Origin of the sequence: Mycobacterium sp. GA-1285 (genome assembly GCF_001499905.1) — a bacterium.
GTDB lineage: Bacteria > Actinomycetota > Actinomycetes > Mycobacteriales > Mycobacteriaceae > Mycobacterium.
In genome coordinates this window covers 46,277-64,666 of sequence record NZ_LQIS01000009.1, presented here as the reverse complement: position 1 = coordinate 64,666, position 18,390 = coordinate 46,277, and the positions used below count along the sequence as shown (strand labels likewise).

The following is an 18,390-nucleotide window of genomic DNA, read 5'->3' as shown; positions in this document are numbered from 1 at the left end:
CAGATGGCCAAGCTGCGTTTCGGATACTTCATCGCACCGTTCCACCGTGCCGGCACCAACCCGACGCTCGCACTGCAGCGCGATCTGGAGCTCGTCGAGCACCTCGACGCGCTGGGCTTCGACGAGGCCTGGATCGGCGAACACCATTCTGCCGGAAGCGAGATCATCAGCTCACCGGAGGTGTTCATCGCGGCGGCATCACAGCGTGCCAAGCGGATACGGTTCGGCACCGGCGTCATCTCCCTGGCGTATCACAACCCGCTGTGGGTGGCCGACCGGCTGATGCTGCTGGACCACCTGACCCACGGCCGGATCATCGGCGGCATGGGGCCCGGCTCGCTGCCCACCGATTCGGCGATGATCGGCCTGACGCCCACCGACACCCGCGAACTGCTGGAGACCAACCTCGACATCGTCGTGCGGTTACTCAAGGGCGAGACGGTGTCAGCGAAGACCGCCACCCATGAACTTCACGACGCCAGACTGCAATTGGCGCCCTATACCGAGGACGGCATTCCGCTCGCGGTCGCCGCGGTGGCGTCGCCGACCGGCGCGCGGCTGGCCGGCAAGCACGGAATCGGCCTGCTGTCGATCGGTGCGACGCTCGTGGTCGAGGGATTCGATGCGCTGGCCCACCACTGGGGGATCGCCGAGGAACGTGCGGCCGCGTTCGGCACCACGGTCGACCGCCGCAACTGGTCGTTGGTGTGCCCCATGCACATCGCCGAAACCGAGGAGCAGGCTCGCGCCGACGTCCGCTTCGGTATCGAACACTGGTACCGCTACTTCCAGAAGGTCGCGGCGTTCCCGCAGATGGAGGTGCCCGGCGAGAACATCGACGAGGTCGTCGACATCATCAACAACGCCGGTGCGGGTGTGATCGGTACGCCCGACCAGGCTCGCGCGCAGGTGCAGCGGTTGTGGGATCAGTCCGGCGGCTTCGGGTGCATGCTCCAGATGGGCCACGAATGGGCCAATCCCGCCGCGACCAGGCGCTCGGCGGAACTGTTCGCCGCCGAGGTCATGCCGCACTTCCAGGGCCAGGCCCAGCCGACACTCGACGCCGCGGCGCGCGCCCGCGATGTGCGCGCGGACCTGGCCCAGACGCAGCTGTCCGCGATCGAGCACATGAATCAGAAGTACGAGGCCGAAAAGGGCGGCGGCTGAGGCGGATTCAGCCGAGCAGGACCGCGCGCAGGCGCACGACCTCGTCGTCGGTGACGCCGGCGGCCTCGAGGTAGCCCCGCACCGAGCCGTAGTTGTCGACGATCGAACGTCGCGCGGTATCGAGGTAGTCCTCGCGCACTCCGAGCACCTCCTCGGTGAGCCGCGCCTCGGCGAAGGTGACGATCTCGTCGGTGCTCTCCTCTGACCGGTTGCGGATCGACTCCAGGATGCTTTCGCGCAACTGCGGCACCGCCTCATTGCTCCGCAGGAAGTCGGCCACGATGGCGTCGCGATTCACGCCCACAGCTTCGAGCACCGTCGCTACCGTGAAGCCCGTGCGGTCCTTGCCCGCAAAGCAGTGCGCGATGACCGGTCGCTGCTCGGCGAGCATCGAAATGACCTGCCGCACAGCGAGGTGCGCGCCAGGCAGCGTCGGGAACTTCTGGTACTCGTCGGTCATGAACCGGGCCGCCGCCACCGTGACGTCCTCGTCGTCGGGCTTCTCGGTCATCATGCGCTGGAAGCTCTGCTCATGCGGGGCCTCCGCGCCGGGCTTGGCCAGCTCGTGAAACGGCAGTCGGTGTATCGCGACGCCGTCCGGTACCCGACCCGGCCCGCGCCGCTCGACTTCTCGTTCGGAGCGCAAGTCGGCGACATCGGTGATGTGCAAGCGGCGCAACAGGTCCCGGCCCGAATCGTCCAGCCCGCTCAGCTCGCTGGACCGGAAGAACTGCCCGGGTCGGATACCGGTCTGCTCGGCGATGTCGCGGAAGTTCCACGCCCCTGACAGGGCTTCGTGGTCGCCCGCCACCTATCGATTCCCGCCAGTCACCGCCGCGTCACTCGATTGGCGGCTCGCCGCTGCAGCTGATTGGCGGCTCGCCGCCGTCGCGAAAGCGCTTTTCTCCCTGCCGAGTTCGGCGCGGGCGATGGTCCGCATGTGCACCTCGTCGGGTCCGTCGAACAGCCGCATCGCGCGGTGCCAGGCATACAACCGGGCCAGGGGCACGTCGTCGCTGACGCCCATACCGCCGTGCACCTGGATGGCGCGGTCGATGACGTCGCAGGCCATCTGCGGGGCCACGGCCTTGATCTGAGCGACCAGCACCTGTGCGTCCTTGCTCTTGTTTCCCTGCTGGTCGATGGTCCATGCCGCCTTGTGACACAGCAGGCGAGCCTGGTCGATCTGGTTGCGCGACTTGGCGATCGACTCACGCACGACGCCCTGCTCGGACAGCGGCTTGCCGAACGCCACGCGCTTCTGCACCCGGTCGATCATCAGCGCCAGCGCCCGCTCGGCGGCGCCGATCGCGCGCATGCAGTGGTGGATACGGCCGGGACCGAGGCGGGCCTGGGCGATCGCGAACCCGCTGCCCTCTTCGTGAAGCAGGTTCTCGGCGGGCACCCGTGCGTTGTCGAACACGATCTCGCAGTGCCCGTGCTGATCCTGCCAGCCGAACACCGGAAGCGACCGCTGGATGTCGACGCCCGGCGTGTCGACGGGCACCAGGATCATCGACTGCTGCTGGTGGCTGGCGGCATCCGGATTGGTGCGGCCCATCACGATCAGGATCTTGCAGCGCGGGTCGGCCGCGCCGGTGATCCACCATTTGCGACCGTTGATGACGTAGTCGTCGCCGTCGCGCAGCATCGTGGTCTCGATGTTGCGCGCATCGCTGGAGGCGACCGCCGGTTCGGTCATCGCGAAGGCGCTGCGGATCTCGCCGGCGAGCAGGGGTTCGAGCCACTGCTTGCGCTGCTGCTCGTTGGCGAAGAGGTGCAGCGTCTCCATGTTGCCGGTGTCCGGGGCCGCGCAGTTGGTGACCTCCGGCGCGATCTCCATGCTCCAGCCGGTCAACTCGGCGAGCTGCGCGTATTCGAGGTTGGTCAGGCCGGATTCGGCCGGCAGGAACAGATTCCATAGCCCGCGCTCCTTGGCGAGCTTTTTGAGGTCCTCGATGATCGGCGGGACCGTGTGGTCCTTGGGGCCCGCCTCTTCGCGGTAGCGGTGGTATTCGGCTTCGGCGGGGAAGACGAACTCCGTCATGAACTCGGTCAGGCGTTGGTGGTAGTCCTGAGCCTTGGCCGACATCGCGAAATCCATGCCCGCCACGATAGTCACCCGGTCAGACGGGCTTGTGCTGCGTCGGGCTTTGCCCGGACTCCCACTTGGCCTCGAGGCTGCGGGTCACCCTGGTGCCCGCCGCGTATTCGACCTGGAACGTCGTACCGTCGTCGATTTCGTAGGTGATGACGGACGTGCCGTCGTTGACGTCCTTGTGCACCACCTTGCACGGGACGGGTTCGGCGCCCCGGTCGACGAGGACGATGTCGCCGGGGGTGACGTCCTCGATGCGGTCGTTTTCGGAGATGTTCGACATTCCTTCGACGGTAGCAACGCCGCTGGAATCACGGTGCCGTCCGCCGGCCGATGCGGCGGGGCGCTGTGCTGGCTGCCGAAATATGCTGACAGCGAACCCATTTCACCACGCCGATGTGTCCACAATCACGCTCGTTTAGCTTGCCTTCGCACCGCCGAAGGCCGATGATCGAATACGTAATCTGGACTGAATCCAAACTAGAGCGATAAGGATGGTGCTTGCGATGGCATTGTTGACAATCGGTGACCAGTTCCCCCGGTACGACATGGCGGCGGTGGTCGGCGGTGACCTCACCGAGGTCGATGCCAAGCAGCCCGACGACTACTTCACCCGCGTGACCAGCGAGGACCACGAGGGCAAGTGGCGGATCGTCTTCTTCTGGCCGAAGGATTTCACCTTCGTGTGCCCGACGGAGATCGCCGCCTTCGGCAAGCTCAACGAGGACTTCGAGGACCGCGACGCCAAGGTCATCGGCGTGTCCGTCGACAACGAGTTCGTCCACTTCCAGTGGCGCGCCCAGCACGAGGACCTCAAGACGCTGCCGTTCCCGATGGCTTCGGACCTCAAGCGCGAGCTGTCGCTGGCCACCGGCGTCCTCAACGCCGACGGCGTGGCCGACCGGGCGACGTTCATCGTCGACCCGAACAACGAGATCCAGTTCGTGTCGGTCACCGCGGGCTCGGTGGGCCGCAACGTCGACGAGGTGCTGCGGGTGCTCGACGCGCTGCAGTCCGACGAGCTGTGCGCCTGCAACTGGAAGAAGGGCGATCCGACGATCAAGCCGGCCGAGCTGCTGGCAGAGGCGGTGTGACCATGAGCATCGACAACATCAAGGAAGCGCTTCCCGAATACGCCAAGGATCTGAAGCTGAACTTCGGCAGCATCGTCAAGACCACCGAGCTGTCCGAGGAGCAGCTCTGGGGCGCACTGGTGGCGACCGCCGCGGCGACCAAGAACGAGCGGCTGCTGCGCGAGATCGCCGAGGACGCTCTGGACATCCTCAGCCAGGAGGCATACAACGCCGCCCTCGGCGCGGCCGCGATCATGGGGATGAACAACGTCTTCTATCGCACCAGGGGCCAGCTCGACGGCGCCTATGACGACCTGCGGGCGGGGCTGCGGATGAACATCATCGGCAATCCCGGTGTGGCCAAGGAGGATTTCGAGCTGTGGTCGCTGGCGGTGTCGGCGATCAACGGATGCGGCCACTGCGTCGCGGCGCACGAGAAGACACTGCGCGACGGCAGCGAGAACCCGGTGTCGCGGACGGTCGTCTTCGAGGTGATCCGGTTGGCCTCGATCGTCTCGGGCGTAGCCCAGGCTCTCCAGACCGCCGAAGTATTGACCGCGGTCTGACGGAACACGTGAAAGCGGGGGCACCGGATCGGTGCCCCCGCTCTTCGTGTCGCGCCTCAGCGGTGCCAGGTCGGCTGTTCGTACTCGATGTGATCGATGCGGTGTCCGTGCGTTCCTGACTGGACTCCCGGAGCGTGGACGTTGGGCGTCGCGACGATGCCCGGGCGCGGCGTGTTGTCGGGGGAGTAGGTGCCGGCGCTGGCGGCCCCGGCGAAACCCAGTGCCCCGCCGAGGATTCCGGCCGCGAGGACCGGGAGCGCGACGAAGCGGGCGAAGCGGTGAGTGGTGTTGGTGTTCATGTCGAATCCTCCGTTGGTCTTTGCTTTTTGGTTTGTCCGCTGGGTTGTTCCGGCGATGACTCAAGAGTGCTGCAACGCAAGCCCGGTGTATGTCGGGCGAATGGCGGTCGAACCGGGTGAATCGCGTGTCCGCCAAATGGGGGAAGCGAACGCGCCGCTGTGCCAGGCTGATCGGGTGGCGAGCAGCACAACCGGTGAGAAGGTCCGCGTGGTGGTGGGCGACGACCACCCGATGTTTCGCGACGGGGTGGTCCGAGCGTTGGTTTCCAGCGGGCAGATCGACGTGGTTGCCGAGGCCGACGACGGGGTCACCGCGCTCGCAGCCATCCGCGAGCACACTCCGCAGGTGGCGCTGCTGGACTACCGGATGCCGGGTATGGACGGCTCCGAAGTGGCCGCCGCGGTGGTGCGCGACGAGCTGTCCACCAGGGTGTTGCTGATCTCGGCGCACGACGAATCCGCGATCGTCTACCAGGCGCTGCAGAACGGGGCGGCGGGCTTTCTGCCCAAGGAATCCACCCGCTCCGAACTCGTCAACGCCGTGCTCGACTGCGCCAGAGGGCGAGACATCGTCGCCCCGAGCCTGGCCGCCGGGTTGGCCGGAGAGATCCGTAAGCGCGCCGAGCCCGACGGCCCGACCCTCAGCCCGCGGGAGCGCGAGGTGCTCAAGCTCATCGCGTCCGGCACCAGCATCCCGGCGATGGCCAAACAGCTCTACCTCGCGCCCTCGACCGTGAAGACCCACGTGCAGAGGCTTTACGAGAAACTCGGGGTCAACGACCGCGGGGCCGCGGTTGCCGAGGCGATGCGCCGCAAGCTGCTGGACTGACGTCGCCGTGATAGACCGGCTCGCGAACTTCTTCGCCACGGAGCCCGTGCGCGTGAGCGCGGTGCTGCGGGTGCCGTTGCTCGTGCTGATCGCGGTGCTCGTGCTGATCTGGGACGTCGACCACTGGTTGCCGGTTCTCTACGCGGTGGTGCTCGGGACATGGGCGGTGGCGGCCGTGGTCTGGCTCGTCGCGGTGTTGCGCGGTCCGGTGCCCCAGTGGGGAGGCTGGGCGTCGACCGGCGTCGACGTCGTGATGATCCTGGTGCTGTGCCTGGTGTCGGGCGGCGCCACCGCGGCGCTGCTCCCGGTCTTCTTCCTGTTGCCCATCGCGGTCGCTTTCCAGGACCGGCCGATGCTGACGGCGCTGCTCGGAATCGGTACGGCGAGCGCCTATCTCGGGGCGTGGATCGGCTACTCGAAACGGGACGACTCGGTGGGGTTGCCGAACGTCGTCTACACCCACTTCGGCTTTCTGCTGTGGGGTGCGCTGGCGATGACCGCGCTGTGCGTCGTGCTGGTCCGCCGCCAGGCCCGCGTCGCGAAGCTGCAGGCGGTGCGGCGCCAACTGGTGTCCGAGGCCATGCAGGCCGACGAACGGCACAACCGCGAGGTCGCCGAGACGCTGCACGACGGACCGCTGCAGACGCTGCTCGCGGCGCGCCTCGACCTCGACGAGTTGCAGGAGACCGACGACGATTCCGCGCTGGAGTCGGTCCGCGCCGCGCTGCAGCAGACCGCTGCCGCGCTGCGGTCGACGGTGACCGAACTGCACCCGCAGGTGCTCGCCCAGCTCGGCCTCACACCGGCGGTGCGAGAGTTGGTGCGGCAGTTCGAATCCCGCGGCACATATGAAGTGCAAGCCGATCTCGACGATGTCGGAAAGCCCGAATCGCAGCAGTTGCTCTATCGCGCGGCCCGGGAACTGCTCGCCAACATCCACAAGCACGCCGACGCGACGACCGTGCGGGTCAGGCTCACGCGACACGGAGACCGGGTCGTGTTGACGGTCTCCGACGACGGCAAGGGGTTCGACCCGGCGATCGTCGAAAAGTACGTCGCCGACGGCCATATCGGGCTCGGCTCGCTGCTGGCGCGGTTCGGAGCCATGGGCGGCTCGATGACGGTGAACTCCGTGGAAGGCTACGGCACGCGGGTCACCGTCACCTCGCCACCGGAACCGTCACCCGGTTAGGTGACCAGCCCGCGGGCGATGACCAGTCGCTGAATCTGGTTGGTGCCCTCGAAGATCTGCATGATCTTGGCTTCGCGCATGTAGCGCTCGACGCGGTAGTCGCGGGTGTAGCCGGCGCCACCGAACACCTGCACCGCGTCGGTCGTCACCCGCATCGCGGCGTCGGTTGCGATCAGCTTGGCGACGCTGGCCTGCTGTGCGTACGGGCGGCCCTGATCGCGACGGCGGGCCGCGTCCAGATATGTCGCCCGGGCCGTAGCCACCGCGGCCGCCATGTCGGCCAGCAGGAACCCGAGGCCTTGATGGTCGATGATCTTGCGCCCGAACGTGGTTCGTTCGTTGGCGTACGCTACGGCCTCGTCGAGCGCGGCCTGGGCCAAGCCGGTGGCCACCGCGGCGATGCCCAACCGCCCGGAATCCAGTGCGGAGAAGGCGATCTGCAGGCCCTGGCCCTCGGCGCCGATCAACCGGTCCGCATCGATGGCGGCGTCCTCGTAGAACGCCGACGTCGTCGGGATCGCGTGCAGGCCCATCTTCTCCTCGGGCTTGCCGAAGCTCAGCCCGGGCAGGTCGCCGGGCACCAGAAAGCACGAGATCGCGCGCGACCCGTCGCCCGTGCGCGCGAACAGCGTGTAGAAGTCGGCCCGGCCGCCGTGGGTGATCCACGACTTGGATCCGTTGAGGACGTACCCGCCGTCGGTCTTGGCAGCCGCGCAGCGCAGCGCCGCGGCGTCCGAACCGGCCTGTGGCTCCGACAGGCTGTAAGCACCGATCTGCTCACCCGACAACATCCCCGGCAGCCAGCGATGCTTCTGCTCGTCGGTGCCGAACGTCAGCAGCGGATGCGACGACAGGCTGTGCACGCTGACGGCCACCGCGACGGCCGCCCACCGCGCGGCCAACTCCTCGAGCACCTGCAGATAGACCTCGTACGGCTGTCCGCCGCCGCCCCACTCCTCGGGTTGAGGCAGGCTCAACAATCCGGTCGCACCCAGTCGCGCCATCACCCCTTCGGGATAGCGCTCCGCCTTCTCGTGGTCGTCGACGATCGGGTCGAGCACCTTGTCGGCGACGTCGCGGGTCAACGCGATCAGGTCTTCGGCGTCCCGGGTGGGCAGCAGCCGGTCGACAGCCATCCGATGGCCTCCTGGTTGTGCGGGTCGACACAACGATAGGCGGGCCCCTTCAAAGGGCTGATTCGCCGTCAGTCGCTGCGTCTCCACCAGGCGGCGAAGTACAGCACCATCGCCCCGGTCAACGCGAGCAGCACCCACAACACCAGGACCTGGTCGATCCACGCTCCCGGCGGCGGCGCACCGGGCATGAAGTTCCGGATCGGGATGATGGCGAACAGCGACGCGGCGTACCACGTGCCGAAAGGCGGGAGGAAGTTGCGCCGTCCGCGCAGCATCTCGATCGATACGAACAGCGCCAGCGCGGGCAGCGTGATCAACACCAGGCATAGGCCCACATCGAACGCGAGCGGGCCCTTCGACCGCTTCAACGTCACCGTCTCGTAGTCGCCGTCCTTCGCCGACTGGGTTGCCGGCCCGCTTCGCGTGCTCGTGATGTCCCACCCGTCGAGTCCACCGGTCACCACGACCCGGGCCGGTTCGAACGTCCGATCGTCACCGCTTCCGATGAGAACATCGGCCCCCAGAGCGCCGACCGTGTACGAGTCGAACGGCCACTTGTCCGGATCCCCCTTCGCCGAGAGCGTGGCGCTGGTCTCGGCGGGCAATTGGCCCTTCGGCGTCTGCAGATCGTCGATGTCGATGTTGATCTCGTTGATGAACAGCCGTACCGCGATATCGGTGTTGGCCACGTTGAGGTCGGTGTTCATGTGGTCGTCGGCCGGGAAGACGACGACTTTGACGTCGATCTGGTTGGCGACCGTGTGAAGTTCCGACAACGTGACCTGCACGATGTTGTCCTCGCTGTTGCCGAGGTCCGGCGGGCCCAACGCTTTGGCCTCGCCGGAGAGGTAGTGATAGCCGACCAGCGATGCGGCGTAGACGACGAGGATGATCAGCACCGTCGCGATGTCGTTCAGCCGTGTACGTCTGCGACTGCGGGATGTCACCGGTTCATCGGTCGGCACGCACGGGATGCTAGTTCGCGCGGCAGCCGTTTCCGGTGCGCCGTGCCGGTGGAAATTCGCGACGGTCCGTCCCGATTTAGATGTGACCCGCGGTAGCGGTTAAGGTGTTCCGTCATGACAGAGCAGACGCATGCTGATGTCGCCGCCGGGGCGGCCCCGACGGTCGGGGTCGTCCGCGAATCAGGAGACGACGAGCGCCGCGTCGCGCTGGTGCCCAAGGCGGTCGCCTCGCTGGTGAACAGCGGCGTCGCCGTCGTCGTGGAATCCGGGGCCGGCGAGCGGGCCCTCCTGCCCGACGACCTCTACACCGGCGCGGGCGCGACCATCGGAGACGCGTGGGCCGCCGACGTCGTCGTCAAGGTCGCGCCGCCGACCGCCGCGGAGGTCGCCAAGCTGAAGAGCGGGCAGACGCTGATCGGCTTCCTCGCCCCGCGCAACGACGACAACCAGATCGCCGCTCTCAAGGCCGCGGGCGTGCAGGCCTTCGCCGTCGAGGCGATCCCGCGCATCTCGCGCGCCCAGGTGATGGATGCGCTGTCGTCGCAAGCCAACGTCGCGGGCTACAAGGCCGTGCTGCTGGCGGCCTCGGAGTCGACGCGGTTCTTCCCCATGCTGACCACCGCAGCCGGCACCGTGAAACCGGCTTCCGTGCTCGTGCTCGGCGTCGGCGTGGCCGGACTGCAGGCGCTCGCGACCGCCAAGCGGCTCGGTGCGCGCACCACCGGCTACGACGTGCGTCCCGAGGTGGCCGACCAGGTCCGCTCGGTCGGCGCGCAATGGCTCGAGCTGGGTATCGAGGCCGCCGGTGAGGGCGGTTACGCCCGCGAACTGTCCGAAGAGGAACGCGCACAACAGCAGAAGGAACTGGAGCGGGCGATCACCGGCTTCGACGTGGTGATCACCACCGCGCTGGTCCCCGGGCGGCCGGCGCCCCGACTCGTCACCGCCGCCGCGGTCGAGGGGATGAAGCCCGGCAGTGTGGTCGTCGACCTCGCCGGTGAGACGGGCGGCAACTGCGAGCTCACCGAACCGGGCAAGACCGTCGTCCGCCACGGCGTCACCATCGCCTCGCCGCTGAACCTGCCGGCGACCATGCCCGAACACGCCAGCGAGCTGTATTCCAAGAACGTGACCTCGCTGCTCGAGCTGCTGATCAGCGACGGCAAGGTCGTGCCCGATTTCGACGACGAGGTCGTGGCGGCCTCCTGCGTGACCCGGGGAGAGAACTGATGTACGACAATCTGCTGGCCAATCTCGCGATCCTGGTGCTTGCCGGGTTCGTCGGGTTCGCCGTCATCTCCAAGGTGCCCAACACCTTGCACACACCGTTGATGTCGGGCACCAACGCCATCCACGGCATCGTGGTGCTCGGTGCGCTGATCGTGCTGGGCGATCTGCCCGCCGACGCGCACTGGGGGGTGCGGACGATCGCCTTCGTGGCGCTGATCTTCGGCACGCTCAACGTGATCGGCGGCTTCCTGGTCACCGATCGGATGCTGGGGATGTTCAAGTCGCGCAGGCCCGAACCCAAAGCTCTCGAGACGACGGAAGCGGCGGCCGACAAGTGAACTATCTCGTCACCGTTCTCTATATCGTCGCGTTCTCGCTTTTCATCCTCGGCTTGTCGGGGCTGACCGGGCCCAAGACCGCGGTGCGGGGCAACTGGATCGCGGCCACCGGTATGGCCATCGCCGTGATCGCGACGCTGATCAAGGTTCGCGATACGGCGCCGATCAACTGGGTACTGATCGTTGCCGGACTGGCCCTCGGCGTGATTCTGGGTGTGCCACCGGCCAAGAAGACCAAGATGACCGCGATGCCCCAGCTGGTGGCGCTGTTCAACGGTGTCGGTGGTGGCACCGTGGCGTTGATCGCGTGGGCGGAGTTCATCGAGACCGATGGCTTCGCGCATTTCACGCCCGATCAGCATCCGACGGTGGCCCTGGTCGCCGGCTCACTGTTCGCCGCGATCATCGGCTCGGTGTCGTTCTGGGGCTCGCTGGTGGCGTTCCTCAAACTGCAGGAGTCGATACCCAAGAACGTCGAGAAGCGACTTGTCGCCTCGGCCAAGCTGTTTCAGGCCGCCAACGTGGTGCTGCTGCTCGGCGCGACCGCCGCGGCGATCTACATCGGCCTCAACGCAGGGACGGGCAGCCCCGCGTGGACGATCGGGCTGGTGCTCGTGTTCGCCGGCCTGATGGGCCTTTTCGTGGTGTTCCCCATCGGCGGTGCGGACATGCCGGTCGTCATCTCCTTGCTCAACGCGCTGACCGGATTGTCGGCAGCCGCAGCGGGTCTGGCGTTGAACAACACCGCGATGATCGTCGCGGGCATGATCGTCGGCGCGTCGGGTTCGATCCTGACCAACCTGATGGCCGTGGCGATGAACCGGTCGATCCCGGCGATCGTCTTCGGTTCCTTCGGTGCCGGCGCCGCGGCGGTGGTGGGCCCGGGGGGCGACCAGGGCACCGTCAAGGCCACCTCGGCCGCGGACGCCGCGATCCAGATGGCCTACGCCAACCAGGTGATCGTCGTCCCCGGTTACGGGCTGGCCGTCGCGCAGGCGCAGCACACCGTCAAGGAGATGGCCGATCTGCTGGAAAGCAAAGGCGTCGAGGTGAAGTACGCGATCCATCCCGTCGCCGGCCGCATGCCGGGTCACATGAACGTGCTGCTGGCCGAGGCCGACGTCGAGTACGACTCGATGAAGGAAATGGACGACATCAACGGCGAATTCAACCGCACCGACGTCACCTTGGTGATCGGCGCCAACGACGTCACCAATCCGGCCGCGCGCAACGACCCGAGCTCCCCGATTCATGGGATGCCGATCCTCAACGTCGACGAGTCGCGGTCGGTGATCGTGCTCAAGCGGTCCATGAACGCCGGCTATGCGGGCATCGAGAATCCGCTGTTCTTCCTCGACCAGACCTCGATGCTGTTCGGCGACGCCAAGAAGTCGGTCACCTCGGTGATCGAGGAGCTCAAGGCGCTCTAGTCGAGCGGCCAGCCGCGGGGCGGTTCAGCCGGCGACGGTCGGGTAACCGGACGGCATGGACATGCACGCCCTTCTTCAGATGCCCGAATCGGCCAGCTCTCTCGACGCGGTCGCGGACCGGACGGCCGACGCGGTCGACCGGGTCCTCGGCGACGGCGCGTTGGCACAGGGACTGCGCGGCTCGTGGCTGGGGCACCCCACCCATCCGCTGATGGTCACGCTGCCGATCGGCGCGTGGATGTCGTCGATGGTGCTGGATCTGATGTTCAAGGACCGCGACGCCGCCCGGCAACTCATCGCGATCGGGTTGGCGGCGACGCCGCCCGCCGTGCTGGCCGGGCTGGCGGAGTTTCCGACGCTGGGAGCCCGGCAGCGACGGGTGGGCCTCCTGCACGCGGCGGGCAACACGGTCGCCGCCATCTCGTTCTGGGTCGCCTATCGGAAGTACAAGCGCGGCAAGGTCGGTGCCGCACGCACGTTCAGCGTGCTGGGACTGACCGCGGTCTCAGTGGGCGGCGCGCTGGGCGGACATCTGTCCTACGCGCAGGGCGCAGGAGTGCACCGCTGGCAGTTGACGGGTTAGACCGGCGGATAGGCGGGCGGCGGGTACACACCGCGGAGAATCCAGGCGAACCAGTTGATGCCGTACTCCAGCTCGTCGCTCGCGTCATAGTCCGGGTTCGGATCCATGGGGTCACCTCTCGAGTGCGGCCGGTAATGATCGAAGTCTAGACGGGCCCTGCCGCCGGCGACACCCCCAACACCTACACTGCCAACCAGTTGATTGACCCCCGGACGAGGTTCCGGCCTGCATATAGTGAGTCGCCATGCCCTCTGCGGACGCCGCCACCCCGAACGGGAGGACCCGTCGCGACGAGTTGTTGGCCGTCGCGACCAAGCTCTTCGCCGCGCGCGGCTACCACGGCACCAGGATGGACGATGTCGCCGACGCGGTGGGCCTGAACAAGGCGACCGTCTACCACTATTACGCCAGCAAGTCGCTGATCCTCTACGACATCTACAAGGGAGCCGCCGACTTCACCGTCGACGCGCTGCACGATGACCCGTCAGCGTCGGCCCGCGAGACGATCTACCACTTCACCCACCGACTCCTGGTCGGTATCGCCAGCGATATCGAGCGTGCGGCCGTCTACTTCCAGGAGGGCCCGTACATCGGCGAGTGGTTCACCGAGGACCAGGTGGCCTACATCCGGGAGAAGGAGACGCAGGTCTACGAACACGTGCGCGACGTCATCGATCGCGGCATCGCCAGCGGCGAGTTCTACGACTGCGATTCGCACGTCCTCGCGCTCGGCTACATCGGCATGACATTGGGTGCCTACCGCTGGCTGCGGCCCCACGGCAGGCGCACCGCACAGGAGATCGCGGTCGAGTTCAGCACGGCGCTGCTGCGCGGTTTGATCCGCGACGAGTCGGTGCGGGCGGGGTCGCCGTTGGGCATCGAGGTCGAAGCGCTGTCCGGCGAACCGGATACCGCCGCCGCACCGTAAGCCTGGGCGTGCGGTTTCGGCCACCGATCGCGGGGTAGCCACGAGCAATCTCGAGCGAAAGGAGCCGACAATGGCGACCGGTGAAACCGGATTCGACGACGTGACATTCGATCTCATCTCGGTGCAGTACCACTCCCTGAAGGCCGGCCATGACTACGGTCAATACGTCCGCGATGCGAAGAACGCCGGACTCGACGACGTGGCGTCGTTCTTCGAGCAGGTGATGGCGGAAGACTCGGAGCGGGCCAAGCGCTGCCACGACTTCCTCCGCCGACTGCAGAACTGAGCGGTGCGCGCCGCCGAGCCCGCGTATCCGCTTCGTCAGGTCGTTCATCTCCATCCCGCACCTAGCCCGACGGCTGCCAAGATGGACCCGTGAAGTCCCTTCTGCTGTCGCGTCGCGACCTCGATTTCCTGCTCTACGAATGGTTGCGGGTCGAGGAGCTGACCGAGCGCGAACGGTTCGCCGAGCATTCGCGCGAGACCTTCGACGCGGTGCTGGAACTCAGCGAGCAGCTGGCGACGCGGTACTTCGCGCCGCACAACAAGAAGAGCGATGCCAATGAGCCCACCTTCGACGGCGAGAAGGTGACCGTCATACCCGAGGTCAAGGAGGCCTGGGACGCGTTCGCCTCCGCCGATCTGATCGCGATGTCGATGGAGCACCGTCTCGGTGGCGCACAGCTGCCCGCGACCGTGGCGCAGGCCGCCTTCGCCTGGTTCTCGGCGGCCAATCTCAGCACCACCGGCTATCTCATGCTGACGATGGCCAACGCGAACCTGTTGGCCCGCTTCGGCACCGACGAGCAGATCGAGGGCTTCGTCAAACCCATGCTGGCCGGCCGATTCTCGGGCACCATGGCGTTGTCGGAGACCCAGGCGGGTTCGTCACTTGCCGACGTCGTCACCCGCGCCGAACCGCAGGACGACGATTCTGCGCCCGGCACCTATCGGTTGTTCGGGTCGAAGATGTGGATTTCGGGCGCCGAACACGAACTGACCGACAACATCGTCAACCTGGTGCTCGCCAAGATTCCCGGCGGACCGCCGGGAACCAAGGGCATCTCGTTGTTCATCGTGCCCAAGTTCCTGCTCGGCGCCGACGGCGCCGTCGGTGAGCGCAACGACGTCGTACTGGCCGGGTTGAACCACAAGATGGGCCAACGTGGCATCACGAACACGGTTCTGAACCTCGGCGAGGGCGCGTACACACCCGGCGGGAAACCGGGTGCGGTCGGATACCTCGTCGGTGAACCGCACCGTGGGATCGCCTACATGTTCACGATGATGAACGAGGCGCGCCTCGGAGTCGGAATGGGTGCGGTGGCGCTCGGTTACACCGGATATCTCAAGTCGGTGCAGTACGCCCGCGAACGCCCGCAGGGACGTCCGATCAGCGCCAAAGACCCCTCCACGCCGCAGGTGCCGATCATCGAGCACGCCGATGTCAAGCGAATGTTGTTGGCGCAGAAGGCGTATGCCGAAGGCGGGATGGCGTTGCTGCTGTACTGCGCCAGGCTCGTCGACCTCCAACACAGCGCGGTCTCCGACGAGGAGCGCGACCGCACCACCTTGCTGCTCGAGATGCTGACGCCGGTCGGCAAGAGTTGGCCGTCGCAATGGTGTCTGGAGGCCAACGCCCTGGCCATTCAGGTGCACGGCGGATACGGCTACACCCGCGAATACGACGTCGAGCAGCACTACCGCGACAACCGGCTCAACCCGATCCACGAAGGAACGCACGGCATCCAGAGCCTGGATCTGTTGGGCCGCAAGGTCCCTGCGCATGGTGGTGCGGGACTGGCAGCGCTCGGTGACGCCGTCGGGCGGACAGTCGCCGAGGCGGCCGGGCTCGGCGGCCGGATCGCCGAACACGGAAGTCTGCTGGACGTGGCTTGGCAACGCCTCACCGCCGTCACCGCCCAGATGTTCGGCTCCGGTGACGTCGAGGCCGCGATGGCCAACAGCGTGATCTACCTCGAGGCGTTCGGGCACATCGTCGTCGCCTGGATATGGCTGCAGCAGGAGATCACCGCGCACGGTCGCGACGGGGACTTCTACGACGGCAAGCGTCACGCGGCCCGCTACTTCTTCCGGTACGAACTGCCCAGGACCGCACCGGAACTCGACCTGCTCGCCAGCCTGGACCGCACGACGATGGATATGCGGGACAGCTGGTTCTGACGGCTAGCCGAAGCGGATGACCTGACGCACGGCTCGGCCGTCGGCCAATTCGTCCATGCCGGAGTTGACATCGTCGAGCGCGATCGTCGACGACACCAGCGACTCGACCGGCAACCGTCCCGCGCGCCACAACTCGACGAAGTACGGGATCTCGCGGGATGGCACCGCCGAACCGAGGTAGCTGCCGATCAGCGAGCGTCCCTCGGCCACAAAACCCAACGGAGACAGCGAGACTCGCGCATCAGGGGGAGGGAGGCCGACGGTCACCGTGCGGCCCCCCGCGCCAGTGAGGTCGACTGCGGTTTCCAACGCGCGAGGATGGCCGACGGCCTCGATCACGACGGCGGCTTTGAACCCGCTGTCCCGCGCCTGTTCCGGGGTGTACGCGTCGTGCACTCCGAGTTCGCGGGCCCGCTCGAGTTTGTCGGGTAGCTGGTCGATACCGACCACGCGGACGTCCTCGGTAGCAAGACCGGTCAGCGCCGCGGCCATCCCGACACCGCCCAGACCCACGACGGCCACGGTGTCGCCGGGGCGAGGCCGGCCGGCGTTGAGCACCGCACCGCCACCGGTCAGCACCGCGCAGCCGAGCAGCGACGCCACCACCGCGGGGACGTCGTCGGGCACCGGCACGACCGATCGGCGGTCGACGACCGCGTGGGTCGCGAAACCGGAGACACCGACGTGGTGGTGGACCGGCTGGCCGTCTCTCGACAACCGGCGGCCACCCGTCATCAGCGTGCCGGCCCCGTTGGCGGCGGTGCCCGGCTCGCACGGGGTGACCCCGTCGGTCGCGCAGGCCGGACAGGCGCCGCACCGGGGCAGGAAGGTCATCACGACGCGTGCGCCGACCGGAACGTCGGAGCCGCCGGGGCCGGTTTCCTCTACGACGCCGGCCGCCTCGTGGCCGAGCAGCATCGGCACCGGCCGCACGCGGCTGCCGTCGACCACGGACAGATCGGAGTGGCACAGACCCGCGGCCTCCACCCGCACCAGCAGTTCACCGGAGCCGGGTGCGGCCAGGTCGAGCTCGCCGACGGTCAAGGGTCGGGACTCGGCGTACGGCCGGGCGCGGCCGATCTCTTCCAACACGGCACCGCGGATCCTCATGGGACCAGACTGCCCTCGCTGCCACACTGCTGCCATGACCGAGCACGCGCAGACACCTGAGGCCGCCGACTTCCCGGTGCACTGGCCGGCGACCACCAGATGGGCCGACAACGACATGTTCGGACATCTCAACAACGCGGTGTACTACGCGTTGTTCGACTCGGCGATCAACGGCTGGATCAACACCACCCTCGGGCTCGATCCGCTGACCGTGCCGTGGCTGGGCGTGGTGGCCGAGTCGGGGTGCAGGTACCTGGCCGAGCTGCGCTTCCCGGAACCGCTCACGGTCGGCCTTGCGGTCACCCGGCTGGGCACCAGCAGCGTCACCTACCGATTGGGGCTTTGGCAACGCGACGGCCCCACCGCCGCGGTGGGGCACTGGGTGCATGTCTATGTCGACCGAGCCCGCCGGCGGCCGGTACCGATCCCGGGGCCGATCCGCGAGCTGCTGGAAAAGGCCCGGGTCGAGTAGTCGATATGCTCGTCGGGTGGTGCTCGTGAGCAAAACCGTCGAGGTAGCGGCCTCCGCCGAGGCGATCATGGGGATCGTCGCGGACTTCGAGGCCTACCCCCGGTGGAACGAAGAGATCAAAGGGTGCTGGGTGCTGGCCCGGTACAACGACGGCCGGCCCAGCCAGTTGCGCCTCGACGTCGTCGTGCAGGGACAGGCGGGCACCTTCATCACCGCGGTCTACTACCCGGGGGACAACCAGATCTTCACGGTTCTGCAGCAGGGCGATCACTTCGAGAAGCAGGAGCAGAAGTTCTCCGTCGTGCCAATTGGGGCGACGTCGCTGCTGACCGTCGACCTCGACGTCGAGACCAAGCTGGCCATCCCGAAGCAGATGGTGAAGAAGGCGATCGGGGACACGCTGGACTACCTGGCCGACAACCTCAAGGCCCGCGCCGAACAGCTGGCCTCCACGTAGGGCCGGTCTGTCAGTCGGGCAGGGCATCCAGCCACTTCTCGAAGTCGCGGCCGGCGAGCATGTCGGCTTCCGCCCGCAGGTCGATCACTCGCTTGTGAATCCGGTCCGGGTAGTGCGAAGTTGTAGTAGTCGAGGGCGTCGTCGGGCCGTTCTGGGTCAGATAGAACGTCAGGACATGTTGAAGTTCGACGCCGTAGATGTGCCGCTTGCTGGGCATGGCCACGAATGTGCCGCGAGCGACCGACAGTTCCGGCCGACCGCGTCACATCATCCCCAGGCGTATCTCCACCGACCATTTGCGATGGTGCCCGGCTTGCAGCGAAAAACTCGCTG

22 protein-coding genes and 1 pseudogene are annotated in these 18,390 nt (G+C 67.1%); 14 read left to right on the top strand and 9 right to left on the bottom strand.

Translation table 11 applies throughout. The features are described 5' to 3' along the window. Window positions 1-3 precede the first annotated feature (3 nt). Window positions 4-1,167 carry an LLM class flavin-dependent oxidoreductase gene (locus AU193_RS07290; RefSeq protein WP_064421697.1) on the top strand — a complete coding sequence of 388 codons (1,164 nt, stop codon included), beginning with the start codon at window positions 4-6 and terminating at the stop codon, window positions 1,165-1,167. A 7-nt stretch (window positions 1,168-1,174) separates the two neighbouring features. Here AU193_RS07290 and AU193_RS07285 read toward each other — a convergent pair whose 3' ends face one another. The 3 genes from AU193_RS07285 to AU193_RS07275 are packed head-to-tail and all read right to left on the bottom strand — an operon-like array spanning window position 1,175 to window position 3,548. Then, window positions 1,175-1,978 carry a tyrosine-protein phosphatase gene (locus AU193_RS07285; protein WP_064421696.1) on the bottom strand — a complete coding sequence of 268 codons (804 nt, stop codon included), beginning with the start codon at window positions 1,976-1,978 and terminating at the stop codon, window positions 1,175-1,177. Then, the gene (locus AU193_RS07280; RefSeq protein WP_172798237.1) at window positions 1,979-3,259 is read right to left on the bottom strand and encodes an acyl-CoA dehydrogenase family protein; all 1,281 of its coding nucleotides are present in this window, start codon (window positions 3,257-3,259) and stop codon (window positions 1,979-1,981) included. A gap of 34 nt (window positions 3,260-3,293) precedes the next feature. Next, window positions 3,294-3,548, bottom strand: coding sequence for a hypothetical protein (locus tag AU193_RS07275; protein WP_064421694.1), 255 nt, complete (start codon window positions 3,546-3,548; stop codon window positions 3,294-3,296). Window positions 3,549-3,771: 223 nt separating this feature from the next. On the opposite strand from AU193_RS07275, the gene AU193_RS07270 reads away from it, so the two are divergent. Together AU193_RS07270 and ahpD are read left to right on the top strand one after the other, a co-directional pair. Then, window positions 3,772-4,359, top strand: coding sequence for a peroxiredoxin (locus AU193_RS07270; protein WP_064421765.1), 588 nt, complete (start codon window positions 3,772-3,774; stop codon window positions 4,357-4,359). Window positions 4,360-4,361: 2 nt separating this feature from the next. After that, window positions 4,362-4,904 (top strand): alkyl hydroperoxide reductase AhpD, encoded by a 543-nt coding sequence (gene ahpD / locus AU193_RS07265; protein WP_064421764.1) that lies wholly within the window; start codon window positions 4,362-4,364, stop codon window positions 4,902-4,904. Window positions 4,905-4,960: 56 nt separating this feature from the next. Here ahpD and AU193_RS07260 read toward each other — a convergent pair whose 3' ends face one another. After that, window positions 4,961-5,203, bottom strand: a complete 243-nt coding sequence (locus tag AU193_RS07260; RefSeq protein ID WP_064421693.1) for a hypothetical protein — start codon at window positions 5,201-5,203, stop codon at window positions 4,961-4,963. Window positions 5,204-5,378: 175 nt separating this feature from the next. Here AU193_RS07260 and AU193_RS07255 point away from each other — a divergent pair, with 175 nt between their 5' ends. Then, entirely contained in the window at window positions 5,379-6,032 is a 654-nt protein-coding gene (locus AU193_RS07255) for a response regulator transcription factor (protein WP_256364331.1), read from the top strand. 7 nt (window positions 6,033-6,039) lie between these two features. Then, window positions 6,040-7,224, top strand: a complete 1,185-nt coding sequence (locus AU193_RS07250; protein ID WP_064421692.1) for a sensor histidine kinase — start codon at window positions 6,040-6,042, stop codon at window positions 7,222-7,224. Here the strand turns inward: AU193_RS07250 and AU193_RS07245 are convergent. Together AU193_RS07245 and AU193_RS07240 are read right to left on the bottom strand one after the other, a co-directional pair. Then, window positions 7,221-8,360, bottom strand: coding sequence for an acyl-CoA dehydrogenase family protein (locus AU193_RS07245; protein WP_064421691.1), 1,140 nt, complete (start codon window positions 8,358-8,360; stop codon window positions 7,221-7,223). The two genes, AU193_RS07250 and AU193_RS07245, sit on opposite strands and share 4 nt — an antisense overlap. Before the next feature lie 68 nt (window positions 8,361-8,428). Continuing rightward, complete coding sequence (locus AU193_RS07240; RefSeq protein WP_216637270.1) at window positions 8,429-9,325, bottom strand: DUF4436 domain-containing protein; 897 nt, start codon at window positions 9,323-9,325, stop codon at window positions 8,429-8,431. 114 nt (window positions 9,326-9,439) lie between these two features. On the opposite strand from AU193_RS07240, the gene AU193_RS07235 reads away from it, so the two are divergent. The 4 genes from AU193_RS07235 to AU193_RS07220 are packed head-to-tail and all read left to right on the top strand — an operon-like array spanning window position 9,440 to window position 12,906. Further along, a complete protein-coding gene (locus tag AU193_RS07235) occupies window positions 9,440-10,555 on the top strand; it encodes a Re/Si-specific NAD(P)(+) transhydrogenase subunit alpha (RefSeq protein WP_064421690.1) in 1,116 nt (371 codons plus the stop codon). Then, window positions 10,555-10,893, top strand: coding sequence for an NAD(P) transhydrogenase subunit alpha (locus tag AU193_RS07230; RefSeq protein ID WP_064421689.1), 339 nt, complete (start codon window positions 10,555-10,557; stop codon window positions 10,891-10,893). The genes AU193_RS07235 and AU193_RS07230 overlap by 1 nt, the downstream gene beginning before the upstream one ends. Continuing rightward, on the top strand, window positions 10,890-12,323 hold the full coding sequence (locus AU193_RS07225; RefSeq protein WP_064421688.1) for an NAD(P)(+) transhydrogenase (Re/Si-specific) subunit beta: 1,434 nt from the start codon (window positions 10,890-10,892) through the stop codon (window positions 12,321-12,323). Before AU193_RS07230 ends, AU193_RS07225 begins: the two co-directional genes overlap by 4 nt. A 55-nt stretch (window positions 12,324-12,378) precedes the next feature. Further along, window positions 12,379-12,906, top strand: a complete 528-nt coding sequence (locus AU193_RS07220; protein WP_064421687.1) for a DUF2231 domain-containing protein — start codon at window positions 12,379-12,381, stop codon at window positions 12,904-12,906. Here AU193_RS07220 and AU193_RS23420 read toward each other — a convergent pair. Next, window positions 12,903-13,016, bottom strand: a pseudogene (locus tag AU193_RS23420) (CAP domain-containing protein); the annotation flags it as partial. The gene AU193_RS07220 and the pseudogene AU193_RS23420 overlap by 4 nt on opposite strands. Window positions 13,017-13,150: 134 nt before the next feature. On the opposite strand from AU193_RS23420, the gene AU193_RS07215 reads away from it, so the two are divergent. From AU193_RS07215 to AU193_RS07205, 3 genes are all read left to right on the top strand, one after another. Continuing rightward, window positions 13,151-13,834, top strand: a complete 684-nt coding sequence (locus AU193_RS07215) for a TetR/AcrR family transcriptional regulator (protein ID WP_064421686.1) — start codon at window positions 13,151-13,153, stop codon at window positions 13,832-13,834. Between the two features lie 70 nt (window positions 13,835-13,904). Continuing rightward, on the top strand, window positions 13,905-14,120 hold the full coding sequence (locus AU193_RS07210; RefSeq protein ID WP_064421685.1) for a hypothetical protein: 216 nt from the start codon (window positions 13,905-13,907) through the stop codon (window positions 14,118-14,120). Window positions 14,121-14,209: 89 nt separating this feature from the next. Continuing rightward, complete coding sequence (locus AU193_RS07205) at window positions 14,210-16,018, top strand: acyl-CoA dehydrogenase (protein ID WP_064421684.1); 1,809 nt, start codon at window positions 14,210-14,212, stop codon at window positions 16,016-16,018. 3 nt (window positions 16,019-16,021) lie between these two features. On the opposite strand, the gene AU193_RS07200 is transcribed toward AU193_RS07205, so the two are convergent. Continuing rightward, window positions 16,022-17,128 carry an alcohol dehydrogenase catalytic domain-containing protein gene (locus tag AU193_RS07200; protein ID WP_064421683.1) on the bottom strand — a complete coding sequence of 369 codons (1,107 nt, stop codon included), beginning with the start codon at window positions 17,126-17,128 and terminating at the stop codon, window positions 16,022-16,024. A gap of 34 nt (window positions 17,129-17,162) precedes the next feature. Here AU193_RS07200 and AU193_RS07195 point away from each other — a divergent pair, with 34 nt between their 5' ends. Both AU193_RS07195 and AU193_RS07190 read left to right on the top strand, forming a co-directional pair. Next, window positions 17,163-17,600, top strand: coding sequence for a thioesterase family protein (locus tag AU193_RS07195; RefSeq protein WP_064421682.1), 438 nt, complete (start codon window positions 17,163-17,165; stop codon window positions 17,598-17,600). Window positions 17,601-17,616: 16 nt separating this feature from the next. Then, window positions 17,617-18,057 carry an SRPBCC family protein gene (locus AU193_RS07190; protein WP_064421681.1) on the top strand — a complete coding sequence of 147 codons (441 nt, stop codon included), beginning with the start codon at window positions 17,617-17,619 and terminating at the stop codon, window positions 18,055-18,057. Window positions 18,058-18,067: 10 nt separating this feature from the next. Here the strand turns inward: AU193_RS07190 and AU193_RS07185 are convergent, their stop codons facing one another. Continuing rightward, complete coding sequence (locus tag AU193_RS07185; RefSeq protein ID WP_064421680.1) at window positions 18,068-18,274, bottom strand: hypothetical protein; 207 nt, start codon at window positions 18,272-18,274, stop codon at window positions 18,068-18,070. Window positions 18,275-18,390 lie beyond the last annotated feature (116 nt).

What these genes read in the sequence shown, in the direction of transcription:
- AU193_RS07290 (WP_064421697.1), top strand. Translation starts at nt 4, where the DNA reads ATGGCCAAGCTGCGTTTCGGATACTTCATCGCACCGTTCCACCGTGCC.
- AU193_RS07280 (WP_172798237.1), bottom strand. Translation starts at nt 3,259, where the DNA reads ATGTCGGCCAAGGCTCAGGACTACCACCAACGCCTGACCGAGTTCATG.
- AU193_RS07275 (WP_064421694.1), bottom strand. Translation starts at nt 3,548, where the DNA reads ATGTCGAACATCTCCGAAAACGACCGCATCGAGGACGTCACCCCCGGC.
- AU193_RS07270 (WP_064421765.1), top strand. Translation starts at nt 3,772, where the DNA reads ATGGCATTGTTGACAATCGGTGACCAGTTCCCCCGGTACGACATGGCG.
- ahpD (WP_064421764.1), top strand. Translation starts at nt 4,362, where the DNA reads ATGAGCATCGACAACATCAAGGAAGCGCTTCCCGAATACGCCAAGGAT.
- AU193_RS07260 (WP_064421693.1), bottom strand. Translation starts at nt 5,203, where the DNA reads ATGAACACCAACACCACTCACCGCTTCGCCCGCTTCGTCGCGCTCCCG.
- AU193_RS07245 (WP_064421691.1), bottom strand. Translation starts at nt 8,360, where the DNA reads ATGGCTGTCGACCGGCTGCTGCCCACCCGGGACGCCGAAGACCTGATC.
- AU193_RS07235 (WP_064421690.1), top strand. Translation starts at nt 9,440, where the DNA reads ATGACAGAGCAGACGCATGCTGATGTCGCCGCCGGGGCGGCCCCGACG.
- AU193_RS07230 (WP_064421689.1), top strand. Translation starts at nt 10,555, where the DNA reads ATGTACGACAATCTGCTGGCCAATCTCGCGATCCTGGTGCTTGCCGGG.
- AU193_RS07220 (WP_064421687.1), top strand. Translation starts at nt 12,379, where the DNA reads ATGGACATGCACGCCCTTCTTCAGATGCCCGAATCGGCCAGCTCTCTC.
- AU193_RS07215 (WP_064421686.1), top strand. Translation starts at nt 13,151, where the DNA reads ATGCCCTCTGCGGACGCCGCCACCCCGAACGGGAGGACCCGTCGCGAC.
- AU193_RS07210 (WP_064421685.1), top strand. Translation starts at nt 13,905, where the DNA reads ATGGCGACCGGTGAAACCGGATTCGACGACGTGACATTCGATCTCATC.
- AU193_RS07200 (WP_064421683.1), bottom strand. Translation starts at nt 17,128, where the DNA reads ATGAGGATCCGCGGTGCCGTGTTGGAAGAGATCGGCCGCGCCCGGCCG.
- AU193_RS07195 (WP_064421682.1), top strand. Translation starts at nt 17,163, where the DNA reads ATGACCGAGCACGCGCAGACACCTGAGGCCGCCGACTTCCCGGTGCAC.
- AU193_RS07185 (WP_064421680.1), bottom strand. Translation starts at nt 18,274, where the DNA reads ATGCCCAGCAAGCGGCACATCTACGGCGTCGAACTTCAACATGTCCTG.